Annotated in this window: 23 protein-coding genes; 19 read left to right on the top strand and 4 right to left on the bottom strand. The window is 72.5% G+C overall.

Annotation, left to right across the window (positions count from 1 at the left end; all coding sequences use genetic code 11):
* The first annotated feature begins 213 nt into the window (after nucleotides 1-213).
* The gene (locus tag CACI_RS13580) at nucleotides 214-1,527 is read left to right on the top strand and encodes a helix-turn-helix transcriptional regulator (protein ID WP_143765226.1); all 1,314 of its coding nucleotides are present in this window, start codon (nucleotides 214-216) and stop codon (nucleotides 1,525-1,527) included.
* 80 nt (nucleotides 1,528-1,607) lie between these two features.
* On the opposite strand, the gene CACI_RS13575 is transcribed toward CACI_RS13580, so the two are convergent.
* Complete coding sequence (locus CACI_RS13575; RefSeq protein WP_041541692.1) at nucleotides 1,608-3,077, bottom strand: NAD(P)/FAD-dependent oxidoreductase; 1,470 nt, start codon at nucleotides 3,075-3,077, stop codon at nucleotides 1,608-1,610.
* A 216-nt stretch (nucleotides 3,078-3,293) separates the two neighbouring features.
* On the opposite strand from CACI_RS13575, the gene CACI_RS13570 reads away from it, so the two are divergent.
* The 4 genes from CACI_RS13570 to CACI_RS13555 are packed head-to-tail and all read left to right on the top strand — an operon-like array spanning nucleotide 3,294 to nucleotide 7,415.
* A complete protein-coding gene (locus tag CACI_RS13570) occupies nucleotides 3,294-5,069 on the top strand; it encodes a non-ribosomal peptide synthetase (RefSeq protein WP_012786931.1) in 1,776 nt (591 codons plus the stop codon).
* A 1-nt stretch (nucleotide 5,070) separates the two neighbouring features.
* Complete coding sequence (locus tag CACI_RS13565; RefSeq protein WP_012786930.1) at nucleotides 5,071-6,294, top strand: cytochrome P450; 1,224 nt, start codon at nucleotides 5,071-5,073, stop codon at nucleotides 6,292-6,294.
* Nucleotides 6,295-6,336: 42 nt separating this feature from the next.
* Nucleotides 6,337-6,651, top strand: coding sequence for an MbtH family protein (locus CACI_RS52320; protein ID WP_012786929.1), 315 nt, complete (start codon nucleotides 6,337-6,339; stop codon nucleotides 6,649-6,651).
* Nucleotides 6,648-7,415 carry an SDR family oxidoreductase gene (locus CACI_RS13555; RefSeq protein WP_012786928.1) on the top strand — a complete coding sequence of 256 codons (768 nt, stop codon included), beginning with the start codon at nucleotides 6,648-6,650 and terminating at the stop codon, nucleotides 7,413-7,415. Before CACI_RS52320 ends, CACI_RS13555 begins: the two co-directional genes overlap by 4 nt.
* Here the strand turns inward: CACI_RS13555 and CACI_RS49750 are convergent.
* Nucleotides 7,351-7,842 carry a hypothetical protein gene (locus CACI_RS49750; protein ID WP_143765225.1) on the bottom strand — a complete coding sequence of 164 codons (492 nt, stop codon included), beginning with the start codon at nucleotides 7,840-7,842 and terminating at the stop codon, nucleotides 7,351-7,353. The two genes, CACI_RS13555 and CACI_RS49750, sit on opposite strands and share 65 nt — an antisense overlap.
* Before the next feature lie 60 nt (nucleotides 7,843-7,902).
* Here CACI_RS49750 and CACI_RS13545 point away from each other — a divergent pair, with 60 nt between their 5' ends.
* From CACI_RS13545 to CACI_RS13495, 11 genes are all read left to right on the top strand, one after another.
* A complete protein-coding gene (locus CACI_RS13545; protein ID WP_012786926.1) occupies nucleotides 7,903-8,685 on the top strand; it encodes an SDR family NAD(P)-dependent oxidoreductase in 783 nt (260 codons plus the stop codon).
* 3 nt (nucleotides 8,686-8,688) lie between these two features.
* Nucleotides 8,689-10,323, top strand: coding sequence for a class I adenylate-forming enzyme family protein (locus tag CACI_RS13540; protein ID WP_012786925.1), 1,635 nt, complete (start codon nucleotides 8,689-8,691; stop codon nucleotides 10,321-10,323).
* A complete protein-coding gene (locus tag CACI_RS13535) occupies nucleotides 10,290-11,573 on the top strand; it encodes a threonine synthase (protein ID WP_012786924.1) in 1,284 nt (427 codons plus the stop codon). The genes CACI_RS13540 and CACI_RS13535 overlap by 34 nt, the downstream gene beginning before the upstream one ends.
* The gene (locus CACI_RS13530; protein ID WP_012786923.1) at nucleotides 11,570-12,844 is read left to right on the top strand and encodes an NAD(P)/FAD-dependent oxidoreductase; all 1,275 of its coding nucleotides are present in this window, start codon (nucleotides 11,570-11,572) and stop codon (nucleotides 12,842-12,844) included. The genes CACI_RS13535 and CACI_RS13530 overlap by 4 nt, the downstream gene beginning before the upstream one ends.
* 6 nt (nucleotides 12,845-12,850) lie before the next feature.
* On the top strand, nucleotides 12,851-14,170 hold the full coding sequence (locus tag CACI_RS13525; protein ID WP_012786922.1) for a cation:proton antiporter domain-containing protein: 1,320 nt from the start codon (nucleotides 12,851-12,853) through the stop codon (nucleotides 14,168-14,170).
* A 78-nt stretch (nucleotides 14,171-14,248) separates the two neighbouring features.
* Nucleotides 14,249-15,283 carry a DUF389 domain-containing protein gene (locus tag CACI_RS13520; RefSeq protein ID WP_012786921.1) on the top strand — a complete coding sequence of 345 codons (1,035 nt, stop codon included), beginning with the start codon at nucleotides 14,249-14,251 and terminating at the stop codon, nucleotides 15,281-15,283.
* A 160-nt stretch (nucleotides 15,284-15,443) separates the two neighbouring features.
* Entirely contained in the window at nucleotides 15,444-15,983 is a 540-nt protein-coding gene (locus CACI_RS13515; protein WP_012786920.1) for an EF-hand domain-containing protein, read from the top strand.
* A 36-nt stretch (nucleotides 15,984-16,019) separates the two neighbouring features.
* Nucleotides 16,020-16,772: a (5-formylfuran-3-yl)methyl phosphate synthase gene (locus CACI_RS13510; protein ID WP_012786919.1), complete on the top strand. Its 753-nt coding sequence runs from the start codon at nucleotides 16,020-16,022 to the stop codon at nucleotides 16,770-16,772.
* A 9-nt stretch (nucleotides 16,773-16,781) separates the two neighbouring features.
* Nucleotides 16,782-18,185: an aldehyde dehydrogenase family protein gene (locus CACI_RS13505; RefSeq protein ID WP_012786918.1), complete on the top strand. Its 1,404-nt coding sequence runs from the start codon at nucleotides 16,782-16,784 to the stop codon at nucleotides 18,183-18,185.
* 7 nt (nucleotides 18,186-18,192) lie between these two features.
* The gene (locus CACI_RS13500) at nucleotides 18,193-19,302 is read left to right on the top strand and encodes an NAD(P)-dependent alcohol dehydrogenase (protein ID WP_041541687.1); all 1,110 of its coding nucleotides are present in this window, start codon (nucleotides 18,193-18,195) and stop codon (nucleotides 19,300-19,302) included.
* On the top strand, nucleotides 19,299-20,204 hold the full coding sequence (locus CACI_RS13495) for an SAM-dependent methyltransferase (protein ID WP_012786916.1): 906 nt from the start codon (nucleotides 19,299-19,301) through the stop codon (nucleotides 20,202-20,204). Before CACI_RS13500 ends, CACI_RS13495 begins: the two co-directional genes overlap by 4 nt.
* 39 nt (nucleotides 20,205-20,243) lie before the next feature.
* Here CACI_RS13495 and CACI_RS13490 read toward each other — a convergent pair whose 3' ends face one another.
* On the bottom strand, nucleotides 20,244-20,663 hold the full coding sequence (locus tag CACI_RS13490) for a hypothetical protein (RefSeq protein WP_223297528.1): 420 nt from the start codon (nucleotides 20,661-20,663) through the stop codon (nucleotides 20,244-20,246).
* A 186-nt stretch (nucleotides 20,664-20,849) separates the two neighbouring features.
* Between CACI_RS13490 and CACI_RS13485 the strand changes: the two genes are divergently transcribed.
* Entirely contained in the window at nucleotides 20,850-21,128 is a 279-nt protein-coding gene (locus CACI_RS13485; RefSeq protein WP_012786914.1) for a hypothetical protein, read from the top strand.
* A 31-nt stretch (nucleotides 21,129-21,159) separates the two neighbouring features.
* Here the strand turns inward: CACI_RS13485 and CACI_RS13480 are convergent, their stop codons facing one another.
* Nucleotides 21,160-21,879 carry an HSP18 transcriptional regulator gene (locus CACI_RS13480; protein WP_143765224.1) on the bottom strand — a complete coding sequence of 240 codons (720 nt, stop codon included), beginning with the start codon at nucleotides 21,877-21,879 and terminating at the stop codon, nucleotides 21,160-21,162.
* Between the two features lie 78 nt (nucleotides 21,880-21,957).
* On the opposite strand from CACI_RS13480, the gene CACI_RS13475 reads away from it, so the two are divergent.
* A complete protein-coding gene (locus CACI_RS13475) occupies nucleotides 21,958-22,395 on the top strand; it encodes an Hsp20/alpha crystallin family protein (RefSeq protein ID WP_012786912.1) in 438 nt (145 codons plus the stop codon).
* Between the two features lie 99 nt (nucleotides 22,396-22,494).
* Complete coding sequence (locus CACI_RS45485; RefSeq protein ID WP_012786911.1) at nucleotides 22,495-22,887, top strand: J domain-containing protein; 393 nt, start codon at nucleotides 22,495-22,497, stop codon at nucleotides 22,885-22,887.
* Nucleotides 22,888-22,989 lie beyond the last annotated feature (102 nt).

Genomic DNA, 22,989 nt, shown 5'->3' with positions numbered 1-22,989 from the left:
TAACAACTTGATTATATTTGAGGGTCCTTATATAGTAGGGCATAGATGGAAACGCCATTCAATGGGGGATGGTGACGTTTTCAACGACTTTCCGAGTGCAATTACTCTCTCCCCGTCCCGAGGCACCGCGCGTCCGCCGCCCTTCCGACCCGAAGGCACGGCGGACGCCGGTTTTTCGGCAGGGGGAGCCGCGATGAGATCATGGGGGCTTCGATGAGTACGAGTGTCGGAATGCGCGGCATCATCATCAGGAACGACGATCTGCGGTCCGTCCGGGCGCCGGTCTGCGGGGTGACCGACCGCTTGACGCGGTCGCGCAGGTCCTGGCTGGCCGGCCGGCTGGAGAGTGGGATCGGCCACGCCGACGCGGCGTTCCGCACGGACTGCACGGAGTGCGCCGAACCATGCAGCCAGTACGCAGGGCTCTGGCTGGCCATGCTGCTGTCTCAGATCCGCCGCGTCGACCGGGCCGTCCGGGCCCTCGACGCGGTCGACATATCCGCGGCCGCGCGCGGCGACCGGCCGCTGGCCACCGCCGCGACGCTGGTCCGCGCCAAGGTCGAGGCGGCGGCGGGCCGTTTCGACACCGCGACCGCGCTGGCCGCCGCCGGCCTGCGGGAGGCGGAGGAGGTCGGCCTGAAGTCCTGGACTCCGCTCGGGAACTTCGTGATCGCGTTAACCGCCGTGCGGCAGGGCGACCTGGCCACGGCGCTCCGCTACGCGCAGCGGATGGAGGAGGACGCCGTCTTCGGCCGCAAGATGCTGCCCCCGGGGCAGGCGGCCTGGGCAATCCTGCAGATCGCCGAGGCCGAACAGGGCTGGGAGAAGGTCGCGGCGCGGGCCGCCGAGCTGCTGGACTCCGGCCACGTCATCCGGCAGCTGCTGATCTCCGAACCGGCGGCGGCGCCCTGGCTGGTGCGGCTGATGCTCAAGTCCGGCGAGCGCGCTCTGGCCCAGGAGGGCGTGTGGGCCTCGCGCCGCCTGGCCGCGGTGAACCCCGGCGTCCGCTCCACGGCCGCCGCCGCCCTGCACGCCGTGGCGCTGTACGAGGCGGACATGGAGAAGCTCGCCTCCGCCGCGGAGCTGCACGTCGACCAGTGGGCGCGGGCCTCAGCGGTCGAAGACGTCGGCGCGGTGCTGACCGACCGGAAAGGAGACCGGGGGCGGGCGGCGCTGATCCTGGAGGACGCCCGCGGCGCCTACGCGCAGATCGGCGCCCTGCGGGACGCGGCCCGCGTCAAGAGCAGGCTCAGGGGGATCAACACCATCGTCCCGGCCCAGGACCAGGGACTGCCGGCGAGCGGTGTCGCCGGACTGACCAGGACCGAGTACGCCATCGCCAAGCTCGTCGCCGGCGGCCTGACCAACGGTCAGGCCGCCGAACAGTTGTATCTGTCCCGGCACACCGTCGCCTTCCACCTGCGGAAGATCTTCCGCAAGCTCGGCGTGGCCTCCCGCGTCCAGCTCGCGAGGCTGTGGGCCGAGCTGGACTCCGGCGGCGGCCTGGAGCCCGGGGCGGCCGGCTGAGCCCGGCGCACGGATCGACGCCGCACCGGCCGGCTTCCGCCGGGCCGGTGCGGCGCTCTCACGCCGTCAGCCGTCAGCCGTCAGCCGGCCGCCGGCACCGCCGCCCGCTGGATCCCCAGCCGCGGTTCCATGACCAGGTGCAGCCCGGTCGCGGCGTCGTAGAGGTCGTCGGCGTCGATCTGCACCCGCGAGCGGCCGCGGTCGCCGCCGGTGTTGGGCAGCCCGGCCTCGGCCCGCTGCTGCGCCTGCTCGGTCGCGCTGAGCAGGTCCTGGACCTTCGAGCGCCGGGAGGCCGCCTCGGCGACGGACTCGCGGATCGGCCGGTCGCCGAGCCCGCTGTCGTCCTTGGCCTCGCGCAGGTCGGTGATGCCGGAGGTGATCTCGCCGAACGCCAGGTCGGCGCTGCCCTCCAGCCCCTTGTGCTCCCGGGTCAGGGCCTTGGCCAGCTCGAAGTAGCGGTCCTTGCCGGCGTGCTTCTGGTAGAAGCCCGCGACCAGCGTGAACAGCCGCTCGTAGGAGTTGCGGTAGCGGGACTCGTAGAACGCGTAGGCCTCGGTCTCGGTGACGTCGCCGTTCTCGATCGAGAGCACCGAGGCGGCCGCGAGCAGTCCGCTGTAGATGGCCAGGTGCACGCCGGTGGACAGCAGCGGGTCCAGGAAGCAGGCCGCGTCGCCGACCAGGAAGTGGCCCGGGCCGCAGAAGCTGTCGGCCGCGTAGGAGAAGTCCTGCTCGACCCGGGCGCCCGGGCGGACCGTGCCCTTGGCCATCGCCTCGCTCACCGTCGGCGACTCGGCAACCACCGCCGCGAGCATGTCGTCCAGGGTGTCGTAGTCCTTGCGCCGCTCGACGAACACTGATTTGTGCGTGACGTAGCCGACGCTGAACCGGTTCCCGCTCAGCGGGATGACCCAGTACCAGCCCTCGGGCGAGGAGATGACGTTGATGCTCCCGGACGGACTGTCCGGCAGCAGCTCGCCGCCGTCCCAGTAGCCCCAGATCGCGACGTTGCGGAAGATCTCGGTGGCGCGGCGGTCGCGGAAGTGCTGGGCGCTGATCAGACCGGCCCGGCCCGAGGCGTCGAGGACCAGGTCCGCGCGGGTGATCTGCGGCTCGCTGTGGCCCTGGGGCGTCCACTCGACGCCGACGGCGCGGCCGTCCTCGAACACCACCCGCTTGACCTGCGCCTGCTCCAGGACCTGGGCGCCGCACTCGGCCGCGTGCTGCAGCAGCACCTGGTCGAAGTCCTCCCGGTCCACCTGCCAGGAGCGCACGTCCGGCCCGAACTGCGCGGTCCAGTCGATCGCCCAGTCCAGCTCCTGTCCCCAGCGCAGCAGCACGCCGGTCTTGCGGGTGTAGCCGCGGGCTTCGATCTTCTCCAGCGCGCCGATGTAGTCCAGCACGCCCCGGCACGAGTACGTGATCGACTCGCCGACGTGGTAGCGGGGGAACGCCTCGCGTTCCAGGAGCGTGACCGAAACTCCGTTCTTGGCCAGTAGGGCGGCTGCGGTCGATCCGGCCGGACCGCCGCCGACGACGATTACCTCGGTCATCTCCGAAAACACCATCCTTTTTGTCAGGATCCTTCTGTCAGAGCGCGACATCCCTTTTTCCGAACGCTAGGCCCGTCGCGCGCCGCGCACTATCCCCCATGTTGGTAGTGCTATTCCGGGCTCTTCGCTCTACCAAGGTGGGGGATGGCGGCCGGGCTCCGGGGCGGCATACGGTGGCGAAAATCCGAGTCCTGACTCTGGTGAGAGGAGAATGCCGTGCGACGCCATCTGTCCCAGATATGGGATGACGCTGCCCTGAGACATTCCCGCGACACCGCACTTATCGCGGGAGAAGAAACACTTTCTTATGGCGCGGTGAACGAGCGCGCCAATCGCCTGGCCAGAGTGCTGATCGCCGGCGGCGCCGGTCCCGGGCGCCTGGTCGCCCTGGCGCTGGGCCGCACCGTGGACATGGCGGTGGCGGTGCTCGCCGTGGCGAAGACCGGAGCCGCCTTCCTGCCCGTCGACCCCGAGTACCCGGCCGAACGCGTCGCGCACATGCTGCGGGACGCGGCTCCGGTGCTGGTCTGCGCGACCGCCGCGACCCTCGGCCGGCTGCCGGCCGACGTGCCGGTCCCGAGCCTCGTGCTGGACTCGGCGCCGCAGCTCAGTGCCCTGCGGGCCCAAGCCGCCACCGACGTCACGGACGAGGAGCGCCGCCAGCCGGTCTCTGTGACCGACCTGGCCTACGTCATCTACACCTCCGGCTCCACCGGCCTGCCCAAGGGCGTGGCCGTCACCCACACCGGGCTCGCGGGCCTGGCCGCGGCGAAGATCGACACGATGCGGGTCGGCGGCGACAGCCGGGTCCTGCAGTTCGCCTCGCCGAGCTTCGACGCGTACCTCACAGAGATCCTCGCGGCCTTGACCTCCGGCGCCGCGCTCGTCATCCCGCCGGCCGGGGTCTTGGCCGGCGACGTGCTGCGCGCGGTGCTGCGGGACCACGCCGTCACCCACGCGGTGCTGCCCCCGACCGCCGCGGGGACCATCGCCCCCGAGGACGTCCCGGACCTGCGCACCCTGGTCGTCGCCGGCGAGGCGCTGCCGGCCGCGCTGGTCGAGCGCTGGGCTCCGCACGTCCGCATGATCAACGCCTACGGCCCGACCGAGGGCACGGTCTGCGCCACGATGACCGGACCGCTGGCCGCCGGCGAGCCGATCACCATCGGCACGCCGATGCCCGGGGTGTCGGTGTACGTGCTCGACGACACCCTGCGGCCGGTCCCGCCCGGCGAGATCGGCGAGGTGTTCATCGCCGGCGACGGGCTGGCCCGCGGCTATCTGGGCCGTCCGGAGCTGACCGCGCAGCGGTTCCTGGCCGACCCGTTCTCCTCGGCCGGCACGCGCATGTACCGGACGGGCGACCTCGCCTCCTGGCCCGCGGGCGGCGGCATCGTCTTCCACGGCCGGGTCGACGAGCAGGTCAAGCTGCGCGGCTTCCGGATCGAGCTGGGAGAGGTGGAGTCCGTCCTCGGCCGGCATCCGGAGGTGGCACGCGCGGTCGCGGTCGTGCGCTCCTCGTCGGTCGCGGGCGCTTACGGCCTCGCGCACCACACCGCGGCGCAGCTCCTCGCCTACGTGGTCCCGGCCGACGGCGGCCGGCCCTCGTCCGCGGCGCTGCGCGAACACGCGGCGCGCTTCCTGCCCGAGTACATGGTGCCCGCGCTGTTCACCACCGTGGACGCCCTGCCGCTGACGCCGAACGGCAAGGTCGACCGCGCGGCGCTTCCGGAGCCGGCCGCGGCGCCGCACATGGTCGGCGGCGGGCCCCGGACGCCGGCGGAGAAGGCGCTGTGCCTGATCTTCGGCGAGCTGCTCGGGTTCGACGAGGTCGGCGTCGGCGCCGACTTCTTCGCGCTCGGCGGGACCAGCATCGTGGCGATCGACGTGATCCTGCGGGCCCAGGACTTCGGGCTCGAACTCACCCCGCGCGCCCTGATCGACAACCCCACCATCGAGATGCTCGCCGCGGCCGCGGCGGACGGGAGCTGACATGACACCCCGGCCCGTCGTCCAACCGGACGACCTCGACCGCGTGGACCTGGCCTCGCCGGTCCTGCACGCGGAGAACAACCTGGACGAGGTCTGGCGCCACCTGCGCGCGAACGACCCCGTGCACTGGCACCGGCCGGTGGACGGCCGCCCCGGGTTCTGGGTGATCACCCGGCACGCCGACGTCCACAAGGTCTACCAGGACAAGGGCCACTTCACGACCGCCGGCGGCAACGCGCTGGCGACCCTGCTCACCGGGGGCGACTCGGCGTCCGGCACGATGCTGGCGGTCACCGACGGCCCGCGCCACCAGCAGATCCGCAACGTCATGACCCGCGGTCTGAACCCCCGCACGCTGGAGGCCGTCCGGCACTCGCTCCAGCAGACCGTGGACCGCCTGCTGAAGAACGCGCTCGACATGGGCGAGTGCGACGCGGCCCACGACGTGGCGGCGAACGTCCCGCTCGGGGCGATCTGCGACCTGCTGGAGATCCCCGAATCCGACCGCCACCACCTGCTCGGCCTGACCTCGCACGCGTGGAGCACCGACCACGCGGACGAGCCGCCGCAGGAGGCCTGGGTCGCCAAGAGCGAGATCCTGCTGTATTTCAGCAGGCTGGCCAAGGAGCGCCGCGGCGCCGAGTACGACGACATGGTGACGCTGCTGGCGAACTGCCGCATCAAGGGCGAGCCGCTCAGCGCGACCGAGCTGATGGCGAACTGCTACGGCCTGATGATCGGCGGCGACGAGACCGGCCGCCACGCGATCACCGGCACCATCCTGGCCCTGACCGAGAACCCCGACCAGTGGCGCGCGCTGAAGAACGGCGACGTCGACATCAAGACCGCGACCGAGGAAGCGCTGCGCTGGACGGTGCCCTCCCTGCACGGCGGGCGCACCGCGACCGGCGACGTCGAGCTGGGCGGGAAGCTGATCAAGGCCGGCGACGTGGCGAGCGTCTGGATCTACTCGGCGAACCGCGACGAAGAGGTCTTCGACGAGCCGGACCGGTTCCTGCTCGGGCGCACCCCCAACAACCACTTCACGTTCGCCTACGGCATGCACTACTGCCTCGGCCACTACCTCGGCCGCATGGAGGTGCACGCGGTGCTGGACGGACTGCGGCGCCTGGTCGGGAACGTCGAGCAGATCGGCGAGGAGAAGTGGATCTACTCCAGCATCCTGCACGGCATGCACTCGATGCCGGTGCGGATGACGGCGTGACGCGGCGGATCGCCTCGACCAGCGGATCGGAGTGAGTGGGACATGAACGTTTTGGACGATGAGGCGGCGCCGTTCTTGGTGCTGGGGAACGCGGCGCAGGAGTACTCGCTGTGGCCGGCGGCCGGCGACGTGCCGGTGCCGGGCGGCTGGCGGGCGGTGTTCGGACCGGCCGAGCGGCACGCGTGCTTGGCGGAGATCGGGCGGGTCTGGGTGGACCGGGCAGGCGCGGAGTCTGCCGGCGGAGAGTCGTCTGGCACAGGGTCGGCTGGCGGAGAGTCGGCTGGCACGGAGTCGACGGGCACAGAGTCAGCCCGCGCACAGTCGACTGCCGCGACCGGCTCCGGCGGCCCGCGATGAGCAGGACGCCGGACGGCACCGGAACCGTCGCGGTCGTCACCGGGGCGGCCCGGGGCATCGGCGCGGCCGTGGCGCTGCGGCTCGCGGCGGGCGGGGCGACCGTCGTCGTGGTGGACCGCGAGGAGCGGGACACGGCCGGGACCGTCGCGGCCGTGCGCCGGGCGGGCGGCCGGGCGCTCGGCATCGGCTGCGATGTGGCGGTCGCGGCCGAGGTGCGGACGGCGATGCTGCGGATCGCGGCGGCCTACGGGCGCCTCGACATCCTGGTGAACTGCGCTGGCGTCACCCGCGACCGCCTGCTCCTGGCCATGGACGACCCGGAGTGGGACACAGTGCTGGACGTCAGCCTGGGCGGCACGATGCGCTGGTCCCTGGCGGCCGCCGAGCTCATGAAGCACCGCGGCACGGGCCGCATCGTGACCTTCAGCTCGGTCGCGGCGGACGGCAACCCGGGCCAGAGCAACTACGCGACCGCGAAAGCCGCCCTCGCCGGCTTCACCCGCGCCCTGGCCTCCGAACTCGGCCCGCACGGCATCACCGTGAACGCGGTGGCGCCCGGCTTCGTCGCGACCCCGATGGTCGCCGAACTGGCCGATCGCCTCGGCGTGGACCGCGAGGCGTTCCTGAAGGAGGCGGCATCCCACGCGGCGGTCGGCCGCGTCGGAACGGTCGACGACATCGCCGCCGTGGTGGCCTTCCTCACCGGCCGCGACTCCGGCTACCTGACCGGGCAGACCGTGTCCGTCGACGGAGGCCGGCGATGAGTCGGCGGAGCGTGCTGTGCGGTGGCGCGAGCAGGTTCGGCAGCGCGAGCAGGTTCGGCGAAGCGAGCAGGTTCGGCGGCGCGAGCAGGTTCAGCGGCGCGAGCGAGTTCGGCGGCGCGAGCTTCTCCGGCGGCGCGAGCAGGTTCGGCGGCGCGAGCAGGTTCGGCGGCGCGAGCAGGTTCGGCGGCGCGAGCAGGTTCAGCGGCGCGAGCGAGTTCGGCGAAGTGAGCTTGTTCGGCGGGCGCCTGGTCGGCGGTGCGAGCACGGCTGGCGAAGCGAGCGTTTCCGGCGGGTCCCTGTTCGGCGGCGCGAATTCGGCCACTGAAGCGAGCCTCTTCGGCAAGTCCCTGATCGGCGGCGCGAGCACGGTCGGCGGCGCGAGCTTCTCCGGCGAGTCCCTGTTCGGCGGCGCGAGCACGGTCGGCAAAGCGAGCATCTCCGGCGCGCGGCGCAGACTGCCGGCGGCGTGCGGCGAAGGCGGCTCGCGGTGACCGGGCTGACCGCGGCTGCCGGGCAGACCGGCGCGCTGTCCCGGATGGCCGTCGTGGCCGGCGGGGCGTGCGATACCGGCCTGGCTGCCGCGCTCCAGCTCGCGGAGCTCGGCCTCGATGTCGCTCTGATCGGCGCCGACGTGGCCGTGCCCGTCGAGGTCACGGAGCGGTTCTTCGCCGGCGGGCGGCACTGCCTCGCCATCCGGGCCGACCTCGCCGACGGCCGGTCGTTCGCCGCTGCGCTCGGCGGGGCGCGCTCGGTCCTGGGCAGTCCCAGTGTTCTGGTGAACTGCGTTCCGCTCGGCGGTCCCGAGCCGCTGTCCGCCGAGGAGCGCTACGCCGATGCGCGGCGCAGCCTGCGGGCGCTGTTCGCCTGCTGCCGTGCCGTCTGCGCGCACATGGTGCGCAACCGGTGGGGCCGGATCGTCAATATCGCGCAGCCGGCGGTGGCCGACGGGGCGGCGGACCGCGAGTGGCGCGACGGGCAGACCGTGCTCGGCGGGCTCGTCGGTTTCACCCGCTCCGCGGCGCTGGAGTTGGCCGCGTACGGCGTCACCGCGAACTACATCGCGCCGAGCAGCTGCTATCCCGCCGGTCCGGCCCACGCGCCCGCGCCGCCGCCCGCCGCGGCCGCCGGCGGCGGCGGCACCGGCCCGAGCTATGCCGCCGGCGTGGCGGCCCTGACCGGATTCCTGATCAGCGATCAGGCCTCGGCGATCACCGGGCAGGGCGGCTACCTCGCCGGCCGCCCGGCGGCGCCGTCCGCCAGATGGGAGTAGACCATGAAAGACCCGGGCCACTACGTCGCCCGCATCCTCGACCAGCTCGCGCTCGACGACGACCGGCCGGTGATCCGCTGGCAGGACACCGTCGTCCCGGCCGCCGAGCTGCGCAGCGCCCTGATACGGGTGGCCACCGCGCTGCGCCGGCTGGACGTCGGCAGCGACGACACCGTCGCCGTCCTGACCTCCGTGAACAGCCCTTGGATGCTGGCCACCCGCTACGCCGTCCACCTCGTCGGCGCGACCGTCGTCTACGTCAGCGGCTCGAACCACGGGACGACCACCCACGGCCTCACCCGCCAGACCCGCGCCCGCATGGTGCACGAGACCGGCGCGTCGGTCCTGCTGTTCGACGAGGACAACGCCGCCGAGGCCGACGGCATCCGCGCGCTCCTCGCCTCCCGATCCGAAGTCCGCCTCTGCGCGCTCGGGACACCCCTGTCAGGGCCCGTATCCATCGACGGCAGCCCGGTCGCCGAGCCGACCACCACCACCGCCACCGGCAGCGCCGCCAGCACCATCGACCTGACCCCCCACACCCCCACCCGCGCCATGGTCATCTACACCAGCGGCAGCACCGGCAGCCCCAAAGGCGTGGTCAAACCCTTCGTCGCCTGGAACAACGTCGTCCTCAACGAGGCCACCTTCACGTCCGCGAAGACCTTCCTCGCGGTCAGCGCCGTCAGCCACACCGGCGGCCTGCTCACCGACATGGCGATCGCCTCCGGCGGCAGCGCACTGCTCCGCACAGCCTTCGAACCCGCCGCCTTCCTGCGCGACATCGCCGAATACCGCGTCACCGACACCCTGATCGGCGTCCCGCTCCTGTATCAGCTCACGAACCACCCGGACGCTCCGACCACCGACCTGTCCTCGCTGCGCCGCCTGCTCTACATCGGCTGCGCGGCCTCGCCGGAGCGTGTCCGCGAAGCCGTCAAGGTCTTCCCCGGCGTCCTGCACCACTCCTACGGCACCACCGAGACCGGCCAGATCGCCATGCTCACCGCCGCCGACCACGACGTCGCCGAGCTGCTCGACACCGTCGGACGCCCGCGGACCGACCTGACGGTGGCCGTCCGCGATCCGCGGACCGGCCGCGGCCTGCCGGCCGGGCAGCTCGGCGAGGTCGTGGTGCGCGGTGCCAACAACATGCTCGGCTACGCCGCCGATCCCGACCTGACCGCCCGGGTGCTCCGCGACGGCTGGGTGCACACCGGCGACCTCGGGCGGATCGGCGACAACGGCTACCTGCGGCTGTTCGGCCGGATGGACGACGTCGTCAAGGTGCACGACACCCGCGTCCACCCGATCGAGGTCGAGAAGGTCCTGGCCGGGCACCCCGGCGTCGCCGACGCCTGTGTCTGGGGACGGCAGGGTCCGGACCTGCTCGGCGAGCTGCACGCCGCCGTCGTGCTGCGCGAGGACGACCCGCCGGCGCGCGAGGCGCTGCGCGGGCACGTCGCGGCCCTGATGACCCCCACCCACGTTCCGGCCACCCTCACGCGGTGGCGCGCATTCCCGATCAACGTCAACGGCAAGGTCGATCGGGTCCTGGTCCGCGAGCAGAGCTCGCACCCCGAGGCGGGAAGGGATGAACCGGCGTGGCCGAATTCATCGGAAACTACGAAAGCCTGATCCGGAAGGTCCGCGGCTCGGCCGGGGACGGCACCAGCGGCGCCGGCGACACCAACAGCGCCGGAGAAGCCGGCAGCGCCAAGGTCATCAGATACTTCTGCGTGCGCTGTGAGCACGAGTTCATCGAACCGGCCTTCAACAAATGCACCGAGTGCGGCGGCGCCATCGACGCCATCTACGACCTCGACCAGGTACAGATCCCGGCCGAGAAGCAGGGCCCTGACCCCCTTCAGCACTACTTCTCGCTGCTCCCGGTCCGCGAGCGCTCGTCGCTGCACTGGGGCGGGGAGGGAAACACCCCGTGCTTCCAGGTCCCGGAGCTGGCCTCGGCGCTGGGCATAGCCCAGCTCTACTTCAAGAACGAGGCCGTGAACCCGACGTCCTCGACGAAGGACCGCGTCGCCTCGGTGTGCCTGTCCCGCTTCGGCGAGCTGGGCGTCCGCGACCTCGTGCTGTCCTCCACCGGCAACAGCTCCACCGCCTACGCGCGCGCCGTCTCGCTGGTCCCCGGCTTCACCCTGCACATCTTCGTCGGCCGCGAGTTCGTCAGCCGCCTCAACTACGCCGACCATCCGCGCATCGTGACCCACGTCGTGGACGGCGAGTTCGTCACCGCCGGCCGCGTCGGCGAGCGCTTCGCCCAGGACAACGGCTTCTTCTGGGAGGGCGGGTTCTTCAACCTCGGCCGCCGCGAGGGCCTCAAACTGGCCTACCTGGAGGCCTACGACGAGATGCAGGCCGAGCCGGACTACGTGTTCCAGGCCGTCAGCAGCGGCATGGGCCTGGTCGGCGCCTACAAGGGCGCGGTGGAGTACCGCGAGCTCGGGCGGCTGGGCAAGGTGCCCTCGTTCATGGCCGTCCAGCAAGCCAGCTGCTCGCCGATGGCGCAGGCCTTCGCCGAGGACGCCGACCAGATCGCGCCGCGCCACGTCGTGCGCGACCCCAAGGGCCTGGCCTACGCGATCCTGCGCGGCGACCCGACCGGGACCTACCCGTACATCAGGGACCTGTGTCTGACCAGCGGCGGCCGGATCCTGGCCGCCGGCGAGGAGCGGATCCGGCACGCGCGGCGCGTGCTCGCCGAGACCGTCGGCGTCGACGTCTGCTTCGCCAGCTCGACGGCGTTCGCCGGAGTGCTGGAGGCGGCAGAGGCCGGGCTGCTGGCGCCGGACTCCGTGGTGCTGGTGAACCTGACCGGCGCGGACCGCCCGGCCGCGCAGGTCGCGACGATCGGGAGGACCCACGCATGAGGAACCGGCCCCGTGTGGTGGTCGTCGGCGGCGGCGTCCTCGGCACCTGCATCGCCGGAGCGTGCGCGGCCCGCTCGGCCCGCGTCACCCTGCTGGACGCCGCGGTGCCCGGCTCCGGCACCAGCTCGACCAGCTTCGCCTGGGCGAACGCGCAGAAGAAGCGGCCCGAGTCCTACTTCCGGCTCAACGCCGAGGGCCTGGCCGAGTACCACCGGCTGGCCCGGGCGGGGGTCGGGAGCGGCTGGTTCCACGCGGTCGGCAATGTGGAGGTCGCCGTGGACGCGGCCTCGGCGGAGGCGCTGGAGGCCAACGTCGCGGACCTCGCCGCGCGCGGCTACGCGGCCGAGAACGTGTCCGCGCGGCGGGCGGCCGACCTCGAACCGCTCATCGACCCCGACCGGATCGCGGCCGCCGCCTATTTCCCGGACGAGGGCTGGGTCGACGCCGAGGAGATGGTCTCCGACGCGCTGGCCGACGTCCGGGCCGGTACCGGCGTGATCCGGACGCACCACGCCGTCGTCGGGTTCGAGCCGGCCGGCGCCGGGACGAAGGTGCTGCTGGCCGACGGCGAGGAACTGCTCGCCGACTATGTGGTGTGCGCGACCGGCACGGCCACCGAAGCGCTGCTCGCGGGCTCCGGCATCGCGGTGCCGATGATCTCCGAGACGGCGCGCAAGCCGCGCGCGTCCGGCGGCGAGGGCCGTGAGGGGTCCCCCGACGAGCGCTACACCGCCGTCGGCGGCCTCGCGTTCACCGCCCCGCTGCGCAGCCCGCTGCGCCGCATCGTGCACACCCCGGACATGGGCCTGCGCCCCTCGGCCTACGGCCGGGCGGTCCTCGGCGGCGACGGCGCCGGGTCGCGCGTCCCGCGAAACGACCCCGCGGTGTTCGAGAACGGGCCGCGGCTGCTGGAGCGGGCCCGGAGGCTGTTCCCGGCGATGGCGGAGGTGACGCTCGACGCGGTGCGCGTCGGCGTCCGGCCGATGCCGGCCGACGGGCTCACGGTGGCGGGCTTCACCGAGAGCGTGCCGGGACTGTATGTCGTCGTGACGCACAGCGGGATCACGCTCGCGCAGTATCTCGCGCGGCTGGTCGCCGGCGAGGTGCTGGGGTCGAAGGAGGCTGCGGCGCTCGCGGACTTCCGGCCCGGCCGCTTCGCCGCGGCACGGCTCGAGGACGTGGCGCCGGCCGACAAGGGCTCAGCGGAGAAGGGGTCAGCAGAGAAGGCGCCAGTCGAAGAAGGGCTCGTCGGCGACCGGAAGCGGGGGTGATGACCCATGGCGTTCGCGGTCGCGCCGGACGCGGTTCTTGCCGGAGAGGTCGCGGTGGCGATCGTCGCGGCCTGGGCGGCGCGCACGGCCGCCCGGCCGCTGCGCCAGTCGGCGGTCGTCGTGGAGATCCTGGCCGGAGTCGCCCTCGGGCCGAGCCTGCTCGGCCTGCTGCCGGGCGACCCCACCGGCCGGCTGTTCCCGGCGTCCGGCCGCGGCACCCTGACCTCCGTGGCCGAGCTGGGCCTGCTGCTGTTCATGTTCGCCATCGGGTGGGAGCTGGACGTCTCGGTCGTGCGGGCGCGGCGCACGGCGACGATCGCGATGACGGCCGCGAACTTCGTCGTGCCGTTCGCGGTCGGCGCCGCGCTCGCCTTCGCGCTGTATCCGGCCTATGCCGGAACCCGGTCGGGCCACCGCGTCACGGAAGCGGTGTTCGTGGTCTACATCGGCGTCGCGTTGGCGATCACCGCCTTCCCGGTCCTGGCCCGGATCCTCGGTGACAGTCCGCTGCGGAACACGCCGGTCGGGCAGACCGCGATGGCGATGGCGGCCGGCACGGACCTGTGCGGCTGGCTCGGGCTGGCGCTCGTGGTCATCGCGGCGTCGGCGACCGGCTCGGCGGCATCATGGACGACGCTCCCGCTGGTCGTTGTCTACCTGGCGGCGATGTTCCTGATCGTCCGGCCGCTGCTTCGCACGGCGCTGGCGCACGTCCGCGCGGTCGGCTCGGGCGGGACGCTGCCGCTGGTCGTGGCCGCGGTGCTGGCATCGTCGTACGTGTCCTCGGCGGCGGGATTGCACGCCGCCTTCGGGGCGTTCCTGCTCGGCCTGGTGATGCCGCGGGACTCCCGCGCCGTCCTCATGCTCGACATCGCCGAGCCGCTGGAGCGCACCGGCGCGATCCTGATGCCGGTGTACTTCGTCGCCACCGGCCTGAGCGCGGACTTCCACACCCTGGGCTGGGCCGGCTTCGAGCTCGGCTTCGGCGTCGTGGCCCTGGCCTCGACGGCGAAGATCGGAGCAGTGGCGGCCGCGGCCCGCATCTGCGGCACGGACCGGCGCGAGGCGCTGATCCTCGGAGTCCTGATGAACACGCGCGGACTGACCGAGATCGTCGTTCTCGACATCGGCCTGTCGATCGGCATCATCGACGCCCACCTGTTCACCGCGCTGCTGTTGATGGCGGTGGCGACGACCGCCGTCACCACCCCGGTCCTGCACCGCCTGACCTCGGCCGCGTCCCCGGCGACCCCCGCGCCGTGGCGCCCGGGTTCACGGCCTGACCGAGACGCGCCCTCGCCCTCCGGTCCGGCTCGAACGGCGTAGCCCGGGCCGACAGGGGTCGTCGACGTCGGTAGATTCCAAGAGTGCTGACTCACGCCACCGGTCCAGGGCCGGGCGCAGATGCCTGAGATCACCGGGGCGGATGTCGAGCGGATGACGGCGTCGCTGTTCATCGAGCCGGGGTGGCGCTCGCGGGGCTTGAGCAAGTTCTGGACGCTGCTGATCCTGGCCGCGCTGATCGCCTCGGCCGGGGTGGTCGGCGACTCCACCGCCACGGTCATCGGGGCGATGATCGTGGCTCCGCTGATGACCCCGATTCTGGGCAGCGCGCTGGCGTTCGTCCTGGTCGATCGCAGGCATCTGATCCGCTCGGTGCTGCTGGTGGTCGCGGGGTCCGCCTCGGTGATCGCCGTGGGGTACCTGGTCGGCTGGATCGGGGCGCCGCCGGACGACTTCGCCGGCAACAGCCAGGTCGCCTCGCGGATCAGCCCGCACCTGATCGACCTGCTCGCCGCCCTGGCCACCGGCACGGCCGGGGCGTTCGCGCTGGCCCGGGCCGACGTCTCCGACGCGCTGCCCGGCGTGGCGATCGCCATCTCCCTGGTGCCGCCGCTGGCCGTGACCGGGCTGCTGCTGGAAGTCCGCCGCTTCCACGACGCCGGCCAGGCCGCCCTGCTGTTCAGCACCAACGTCGCCGCCATCATCGGCACCGGCATCACCGTCTTCCTCATCTTCCAAGTCCGTGCCGCGGCCCAGGCCGCCGGCCGGCGCGTGGGGCGCCTGCGCGGCACCAGCCTGGCGAGCGTCGCGGCACTGCTGGTACTGGTGGCCGTGCCGCTGACGATCGGCACCGTGGCGGTGACCCGGGACCGGCAACTGGCCGCGGACGCCGGCCCGGCGGCTCGGGCCTGGGCCGCCGGGCACGGCTGGGAGGTCGAATCGGTCACGGCCCGCGACGGCAGGGTCGACATCACCGTCCTGGGCCAGCCGCCCGCCCCCGATCCCCAAGGCCTGCGCCGGGCTCTGGACACAGCCGGCGCCGGCGACGCACCGCTGCTGCTGCACGTCGTGGGCGGCGCGAGTCTGAGCTGCCCGCCGCGGACCGGGCAGTGCGCCGTCACCACGAGCATCGGCTCATCGAACACATCGTCCTGACAGGACCTTCATCGGCAGGGCGCGCCGGCGCCACACGGAGGCACGTTCCGCGCGAGGTTCCACGATCGAGTGAATCAGGGCCCTCATAGGGTCCGCAATCCGGTCTTCGAACCGACAATCGGACAAGCAGGTCACCAAGGATCGGGAGGCCGAAGTCCCCATGAACCCCCACCCCCAGGCCGCCAAGCGGGTCGAGCACGTCTTCGACCTCTTCGACACCGACGGCAACGGCTTCATCGAGGCCGCGGACATCGCGCTCATGACGAACCGGGTGGTCGCCGCCGCGACCGGCTCGGACCAGGCCGCGAAGGACGCGATGCGCGCCGCCTTCGACCGCTACTGGATCACGATGGCCGACGCGCTCGACGCGAACCACGACGGACGGATCAGCGCCGAGGAGTTCCAGGCTTTCGTCCTCAGTCCGGAGCGCTTCGGCGCGGCCGTCGAGCAGTTCGCCGAGGCGCTGTCCGCGCTCGGCGACCCCGACGGCGACGGGCTCATCGACCGCCCGGTCTTCGAGGCGCTGATGACGGCGATCGGCTTCGGGCGCGAGAACCTGAACGCGCTCTTCGATTCCTTCGGTCCCACCGCGCAGGACCAGATCGAGGCGGAGGTGTGGCGGGTCGCGATCGTGGAGTTCTACGACCCGGGCGACGGCGACACCCGGGGCAACCACCTGATCCCCGCGCAACAGCGCTGAGCGTCCTGGCTGAGCATCCTCGGAACGGAGAACGCGTTGTTGCTGCTCATATCCCCGGCCGACGTCGAAGAAGCCCGCGACTGCGCGAAGGCGTCGCGGCACCTCGACATCGTCGACGTCAAGAAGCCGGACGAGGGCTCGCTCGGTGCCAACTTCCCGTGGGTGATCCGGGAGATCCGCGACATCGTCCCGGCGGACAAGCCGGTATCGGCGACCGTGGGGGACGTGCCCTACAAACCCGGCACGGTCGCCCAGGCGGCACTCGGCGCGGTTGTCTCGGGCGCCACGTACATCAAGGTCGGCCTGTTCGGCTGCACCACGCCCGACCAGGCCGTCACCGTCATGCGCGCCGTCGTGCGAGCGGTCAAGGACTACCGGCCGGACGCGCTCGTCGTCGCCTCCGGGTACGCCGACGCCCACCGCGTCGGCTGCGTCAACCCGCTCGCCGTGCCCGACATCGCCGGCCGCTCCGGCTGCGACGCGGCCATGCTCGACACCGCCATCAAGGACGGGACCCGGCTGTTCGACCACGTTCCGCCCGACCTGTGCGCGGAGTTCGTCCGGCGGGCGCACGACACCGGGCGGCTCGCGGCGCTCGCGGGCAGCGTCAGAGCGGAGGACCTGGGCACGCTCACCGCCATCGGCACGGACATCGTGGGGGTGCGCGGGGCGGTGTGCGAGCGCGGCGACCGCACCACCGGACGGATCCAACCGCATCTGGTGGCGGCCTTCCGAGCCGAGATGGACCGGCACAGCCGGGAACAGGCCGCCGTCCCCGCCGGGAACTGACCCGCCGGCATGCCGACGACTGAGCCCAGCCGCCCGCACCGGGCCCGCGGCGGCAGCTTCGCAGTCCTCGATCCCGCGACCGGCGAGCCCTTTGCCGAGGCGCCCGATCAGCAGCCTGAGGAACTGGACGCGATCGTCGAGCGGGCGCACACGGCCTGGCGCGGGTGGCGTGCCGACCCCGACGCCCGCGCCGCCGCGCTGCTCGCGGCGGCCGACGCGGTGGAGCGGGCCGGGCCGGACCTCGCCCCGCTGCTCACCCGCGAGCAGGGCAAACCGCTGCCGGAGTCGTTCGCGGAGGTGGCCCGCGCAGCGGCCCGCCTTCGCTACTTCGCCACGCTTCGCCCGCAGACCCGGCCGATCGTGGACGGCCGACCGGTGCGCAGCGAGGTCCGCTGGCGGCCGCTCGGTCCCGTCGCCGCGATCGTTCCGTGGAACTTCCCGCTCCAACTCGCCTCCGCGAAGTTCGCCCCCGCGCTCGCCGCGGGCAACACGGTGGTGCTCAAACCCTCCCCCTTCACTCCCCTGGCCACCAGGATGCTGGGATCGGTGCTGGCCGCCGCCCTGCCCGAGGACGTCCTCACGATCGTCACCGGCCGCGAACCCCTCGGCGAGCGCCTCGCCTCCCACCCGGGGTTCGGGCACGTCACCTTCACCGGCTCGGTTCCCACCGGCCGCGCCGTGGCCCGGGGCGCGGCGTCCTCGCTGGCCCGGGTCACCCTGGAGTTGGGCGGCAACGATGCCGCGATCCTGCTCGACGACGTGGACGTGGAGCAGATCGTGGACCGGCTGTTCTGGGCGGCGTTCCGCAACTGCGGGCAGATCTGCATGGCGGTCAAGCGGGTCTACGCCCCGGCCCGGCTCTATGCCGAAGTCGTCGAAGCCCTGGCACAGCGCGCGGATCAGACCGTCGTGGGACCGGGCCTGCAAGCGGGATCGCAACTGGGACCGGTCAACAACGCCCCTCAGCTCGCCCGGGTCGAGGGCTACGCGGCGGAGGCTTTGGCGACCGGCGCCCGCGCCGCGGCCGGCGGGCACCGGCTCGACAGGCCGGGCTACTTCTTCGCGCCGACGATCCTGGCCGACGTCTCGGCCCAGAGCCCGGTGGTCGCTCAGGAGCAGTTCGGCCCGGTGCTGCCGGTGCTCGTGTACCGCGGCGTGGAGCAGGCCGTCGAAGCGGCCAACGCCACCGGTTTCGGCCTCGGCGGTTCGGTGTGGGGAACCGATCTGGACCGGGCCGAGGAGGTCGCCGAACGGCTCGAATGCGGGACCGTCTGGATCAACCACCACGGCGAGCTCTCCCTTGCCCAGCCGTTCGCGGGCGCGAAGGACAGCGGCGTAGGTGTCGCGGGCGGGCCGTGGGGCTTCTACGGGAACCTCCGACCGTTCGTCGTGCACCGGCCCGAGGAGACGTGACGTGGCCATCCGGTTCGACGCGGCGGTACTGCGTTCGTACGAGGGCCGATTCGCCGTCGAGCAGGTGGCTTTGGAGGAGGGACCGGCACCGGACGAGGTCCTGGTCAGAATCGCCGGATGCGGGATGTGCCGGACCGATCTCGCCGTCCGGGGTTCGGCGGGCCGCTCGCCGCTGCCGGCCGTCCTCGGCCACGAGGGCTCCGGGGTCGTCGTGGAGACCGGCGGTCCGGACACCCGGCTGGCCGTCGGGGACCACGTCGTGCTGAGTTTCGACTCCTGCGGACACTGCCGGGCCTGTATCAGCGGCGCCCCCGCCTACTGTGATTCCTTCGCCGAGCTCAACCTGTTCGGCGGGCGCACGACGAACGCCGCGCGATTCGCCGACGCGGCCGGAATCCCTTTGGCGCCGCGATGGTTCGGCCAGTCCTCGTTCGCCGAGTACGCGATGGTCCCGGCCCGCAACGCCGTCCGGGTGGATCCCACGCTGCCCCTCGAACTGCTCGGCCCGCTCGGCTGCGGCTTCCTCACCGGCGCCGGCGCCGTCCTGAACACGTTCGGCGTCGTCCCCGGCGATGCCCTCGCCGTTTTCGGTGCGGGCGCCGTGGGCCTGGCGGCGGTCATGGCGGCGACCGCGGCTGGAGCCGTGGTCCTGGCCGTCGACCGGCACCCCGAACGGCTGGCGACGGCCGAGCGCTTCGGCGCCGTCCCGCTGTACGGGACCGGCGGTCTCGCCGACCGTATCAAGCGGCTGACGGACGGCGGGGTGCGCTACGCCCTGGACACCACGGCCTCGCCCGACCTGATCAACGAGGCGCTCAGGGCCCTGCGACCGACCGGCCACCTGGGCCTCGTGGCGCGGCTCCGCCAGAGCCTTCCGCTGGAGCCCGGTACGTTGGACCGCGGCCGCAAACTGTCCCACCTCTGCGAGGGCGACGCGGTGCCCGGCGTGCTCATCCCCCGGCTGACAGCGCTCTGGCAGGCCGGCCGCTTCCCCTTCGACCAGCTCATCCGCACCTACCCGCTCGACGAGATCAACGAGGCCGAGCGCGACTGCGAGACGGGGCGCGTCGTCAAACCCGTCCTGCTGCCGCCGCACCGCACGAAGGAGCACCCATGACGGCCGACGTGACGCAGCCGGACACCGGCACGGGAGGCGTGGACGGCGGCGTCGGCGTCACCGCCCTGCTGGTCGCCGCCTCCCGCGCGATCGAGACCCACCGCCGCGACAGCCTGGCCCAGGACCTCTTCGCCGAGCACTTCGTGCGCGCCGCGCGGGCGAGCGCGGACTGGCCCGTCCGCGTCGACCAGGTCCCGGACGGCGAGGCGGACCCGCTGTGGGGTCGCTTCGCCCGCTACTTCGGCCTGCGGACCAGGGTCTTCGACGACTTCCTGCTGCAGGCGGTCCACGCGGGCGCACGCCAGGTCGTCCTGCTCGGAGCCGGGCTCGACGCGCGGGCCTACCGGCTCGACTGGCCGCCCGGTTGCGTGATCTTCGAGCTGGACAGGGAAGGGGTGCTGGCGTTCAAGCACAGGGTGCTCGACGCCGTCGCGGCCACCCCGAAGGCAGCACGCGTCCCGGTCCCGACCGACCTGCGCGCCGACTGGGTCAGGGCACTGACAGACGCCGGCTTCGACCCGAACACACCGAGCGCCTGGCTGGCCGAGGGCTTGCTGTTCTATCTGCCCGGCGCCGTCGAGACACGGCTCATCGCCGCTGTGGACCGGCTCGCCGCGGCCGAAAGCGCGCTGGCCTTCGAAGTGAAACTCGACAAGGACCTGATGGCACACCGGGACAGCCCGCTGTACACCGAGACCAGGCGGCAGATCGGCATCGACCTGCTCGACCTCTTCGCGAAGGAGGCGCGGCCCGACTCGGCAGGCGACCTGGCCGCACGAGGCTGGTCCACGGCCGTCGCCACCCCGTACGACTTCACCCTCCGATTCGGCCGCGGTCCCCTGCCCGAACCGAACGACGCGCTGGGCGGCAACCGGTGGGTGTTCGCGCACAGAAGGAGCTAGGAACTAGGCGCTAGGTGCTAGGAGCCAGGCGCGAGGCTGTCATGCCATAGCAGAGAGCTGCGCCAGCACTTCCTGGAGTCGGCGGACAGCATCCTCTGCCTCCGCGTATTGCTCAGGATGCGCCGGAACAGTACCGAAGGTGCCGCCGCCCTCCGGCGAGAGGACACGCCAGCGCAGGACCGGCTCGAGCGCCTCTATGCCGCCGGCGAGAAGCCAGGCCAGGCGACCGTGCGTACGAGCCAGGCAGATGGCCAGAACCGCGAGCGTCTCCCGAAGGTGTTCGAGCCTGTCCTTCAGCGGCAACGCCTCCTGGACATCCGGCGGACCGACCGCTTTGCGCAGGCCGGCCTCGGCCTCACGAGCCAGTCCATGGTCGTGTGGCGACAGCTCCCACACGTGGTCGTGAAGTTGCTGCTCAGCCTCCTCGGCCAGCACCGCGACGATCCTTCGCATGTCCATGCAGACCACTCTAATCGCGGGGCGGATCGGCATGCTCGCCACCGCGTGCGCAATCAAAGTGAGCGGGGAGGTTTGCCGTGCGCGAATCGGGTTAACGGCTCGAGTCAGCTATGGAGCCGCCGTGCCGCACGGCGGCTGGGCGGGTTACCGCGGGGAAGGCCTTGCACACCAATGGATCAGCACCAGATGCTCGATGACGTCCGGGACCTGCTGGACCGGGCGGGATTTCGGACTCGGGCGTCCGGGCGGGGGGTGACGGCCGAGGCGGTGCCTGAGGGTGTACGGGTGCTGTGGCAGCCCGACCTCGCGCAGTTGGGCCCGATCGCGGGCATCAAAGCGGCGATGTACACCGCCATGGGCTCCATCTTGGAAGGTGCCGGCTTCCAGGTCCGCATAGGGCACACAGATCTGCTCGTCGCTGCCCCCGCGGTGGCTTCACCGCCTGCTGCCCAGGCGGCGGATTGATCACGGCAGCCCTCCTCGACGACGACACGGCTCACACGTCCTGCGGCCCGGGGCGGCGGGCACGGTCGGAGGCCGCGCGCACCCGGGTAATGCTGGAGTCCACGGCTCCGACCTGCTCGGCCAGGCCCGGATGGGCGCCGGTCAGGTGGCCGCGGGTACCGGCCAGCGGTGCCAACAGGTCCGCGGCGTCGTCGCGGCCCAGCGCGTCGTGCAGCGCGGCCAGGTCGCCGTCGGCGCCGTCCCCCAGATCGGTCAGCGCGCCGATCTGCCCGGCCAGCTGCCGCAGCCCGGCGGCGTTGTCCCGGGCCCAGCCCGCCACCGCCTTGTCTCCCGCTCTACGGTCCCGCTCGGCGGCCACCCGCTCCTCGCCGGTGCCTTCCGCGCCGTCGACCGCGGGCCGCAGCCGCAGGTAACGGCGCTCGGCGGCCTGCCGGCTGGCCACGCCCAAGGCCGGAGCCAGGTCGGCCCAGCTGGTGTTCAACGCCCGGGCCGCCTCGATCAGCTGCGGCTCCCAACCGGCTATCTCCGTACGGAGCTCACGGAGCAGCGTCAGGGCGGCCAGCACCTGGTTGGCACTCAGCGGCGCCGACGCCGGCCCGGGCACGTCGGCGGAGGGATGCACGGCGTGCATCGCGGCCGCGATCTCGCCCAAGGCGGCACCGGTGTCGAAAACGGCGGCGCCGGCGGGCGTCCGGCCGCGCTGCTTGTCTTCCATCTGCGTCATCTCCTCGGCGACGGCATCACTTGTCATCGTTCCGATGACATGCTATACCTGTGTCTGTCAGCGAGTCGACCCCCCTGGTCGACCCACTCACCTGGAGGTGACCCCATGTTGATGCGCACCGACCCGTTCCGCGACCTGGACCGCATCGCCAGCCAGCTGCTCGGGACCACCGCCGCGGGCACCTGGACCCGCCCCAACCCGATGCCCCTGGACGCCTGGCGCGAGGGCGACGAGTTCGTGGTCTGCTTCGACCTGCCCGGCGTGTCCCTGGACGCCATCGACATCGACATCGAGCGCAACGTGCTCACGGTGAAGGCCGAACGCCGCCCCGCCGCGCTGGGCGAGGCCAAGGTGGAGATCTCCGAGCGGCCGCTGGGCGCCTTCTCCCGCCAGCTGTTCCTCGGCGACACCCTGGACACCGACAACATCAAGGCCGGCTACGACGCCGGCGTCCTGACGCTGCGCATCCCCGTCGCCGAGAAGGCCAAGCCCCGCAAGGTGCAGATCACCACCGCCGACGAGAAGAAGGCGATCAACGCCTGACCCCCGCCGCGTGCCGCCCCACGGCACGCCCACCATCACCCCGGTGGCCGCCCCTCCCCCTCCCGGCGGCCACCGGCGAGCAGCCCAGCGGGAGCGAGCATGGCCGACGACCTCTACGCCATCCTCGGCGTCGCCGCCGATGCCGACCCCGAGCAGATCAAAGGCGCCTTCCGGAACCTGGCCCGCACCCTGCACCCCGACACCGCACCCGCCACGGGTGCCGCCGGCGCACAGCGTCTGGCACAGGTCCTCGCCGCCTGGCACATCCTGAACGACCCGGCCAAACGCGCCGCGTACGACCGCACCCGCCCCCGCGCAGCCGCTCAGTCCGCCGCCCGGCTAGGTCCGGACCCGGCCGAGCGCTCCGACGGCGATCCCGAGCCGGGCGATGCCCCGCTGGTAGCGGGACCCACCCTCATCCACACCCGCCAGTCCGCGCCGGTGCCCGGACCGCACATTTACGTCGGACCTCCCATGCGCCTGGGCGACTGACCCTGGCGACCGGCCCGACGCATCGGCACCACAACCTGCTGTCCGACCTCGAGCTCCGCATGCCAGTGGTCGGATACCAGTGGCCGGACACCGACATCAGCG

Origin of the sequence: Catenulispora acidiphila DSM 44928 (assembly GCF_000024025.1) — a bacterium.
In the GTDB taxonomy this organism is placed as follows: domain Bacteria; phylum Actinomycetota; class Actinomycetes; order Streptomycetales; family Catenulisporaceae; genus Catenulispora; species Catenulispora acidiphila.
The sequence above is the reverse complement of the archived record's forward strand: the minus strand, read 5'-3'. Positions and strand labels throughout refer to the sequence as shown.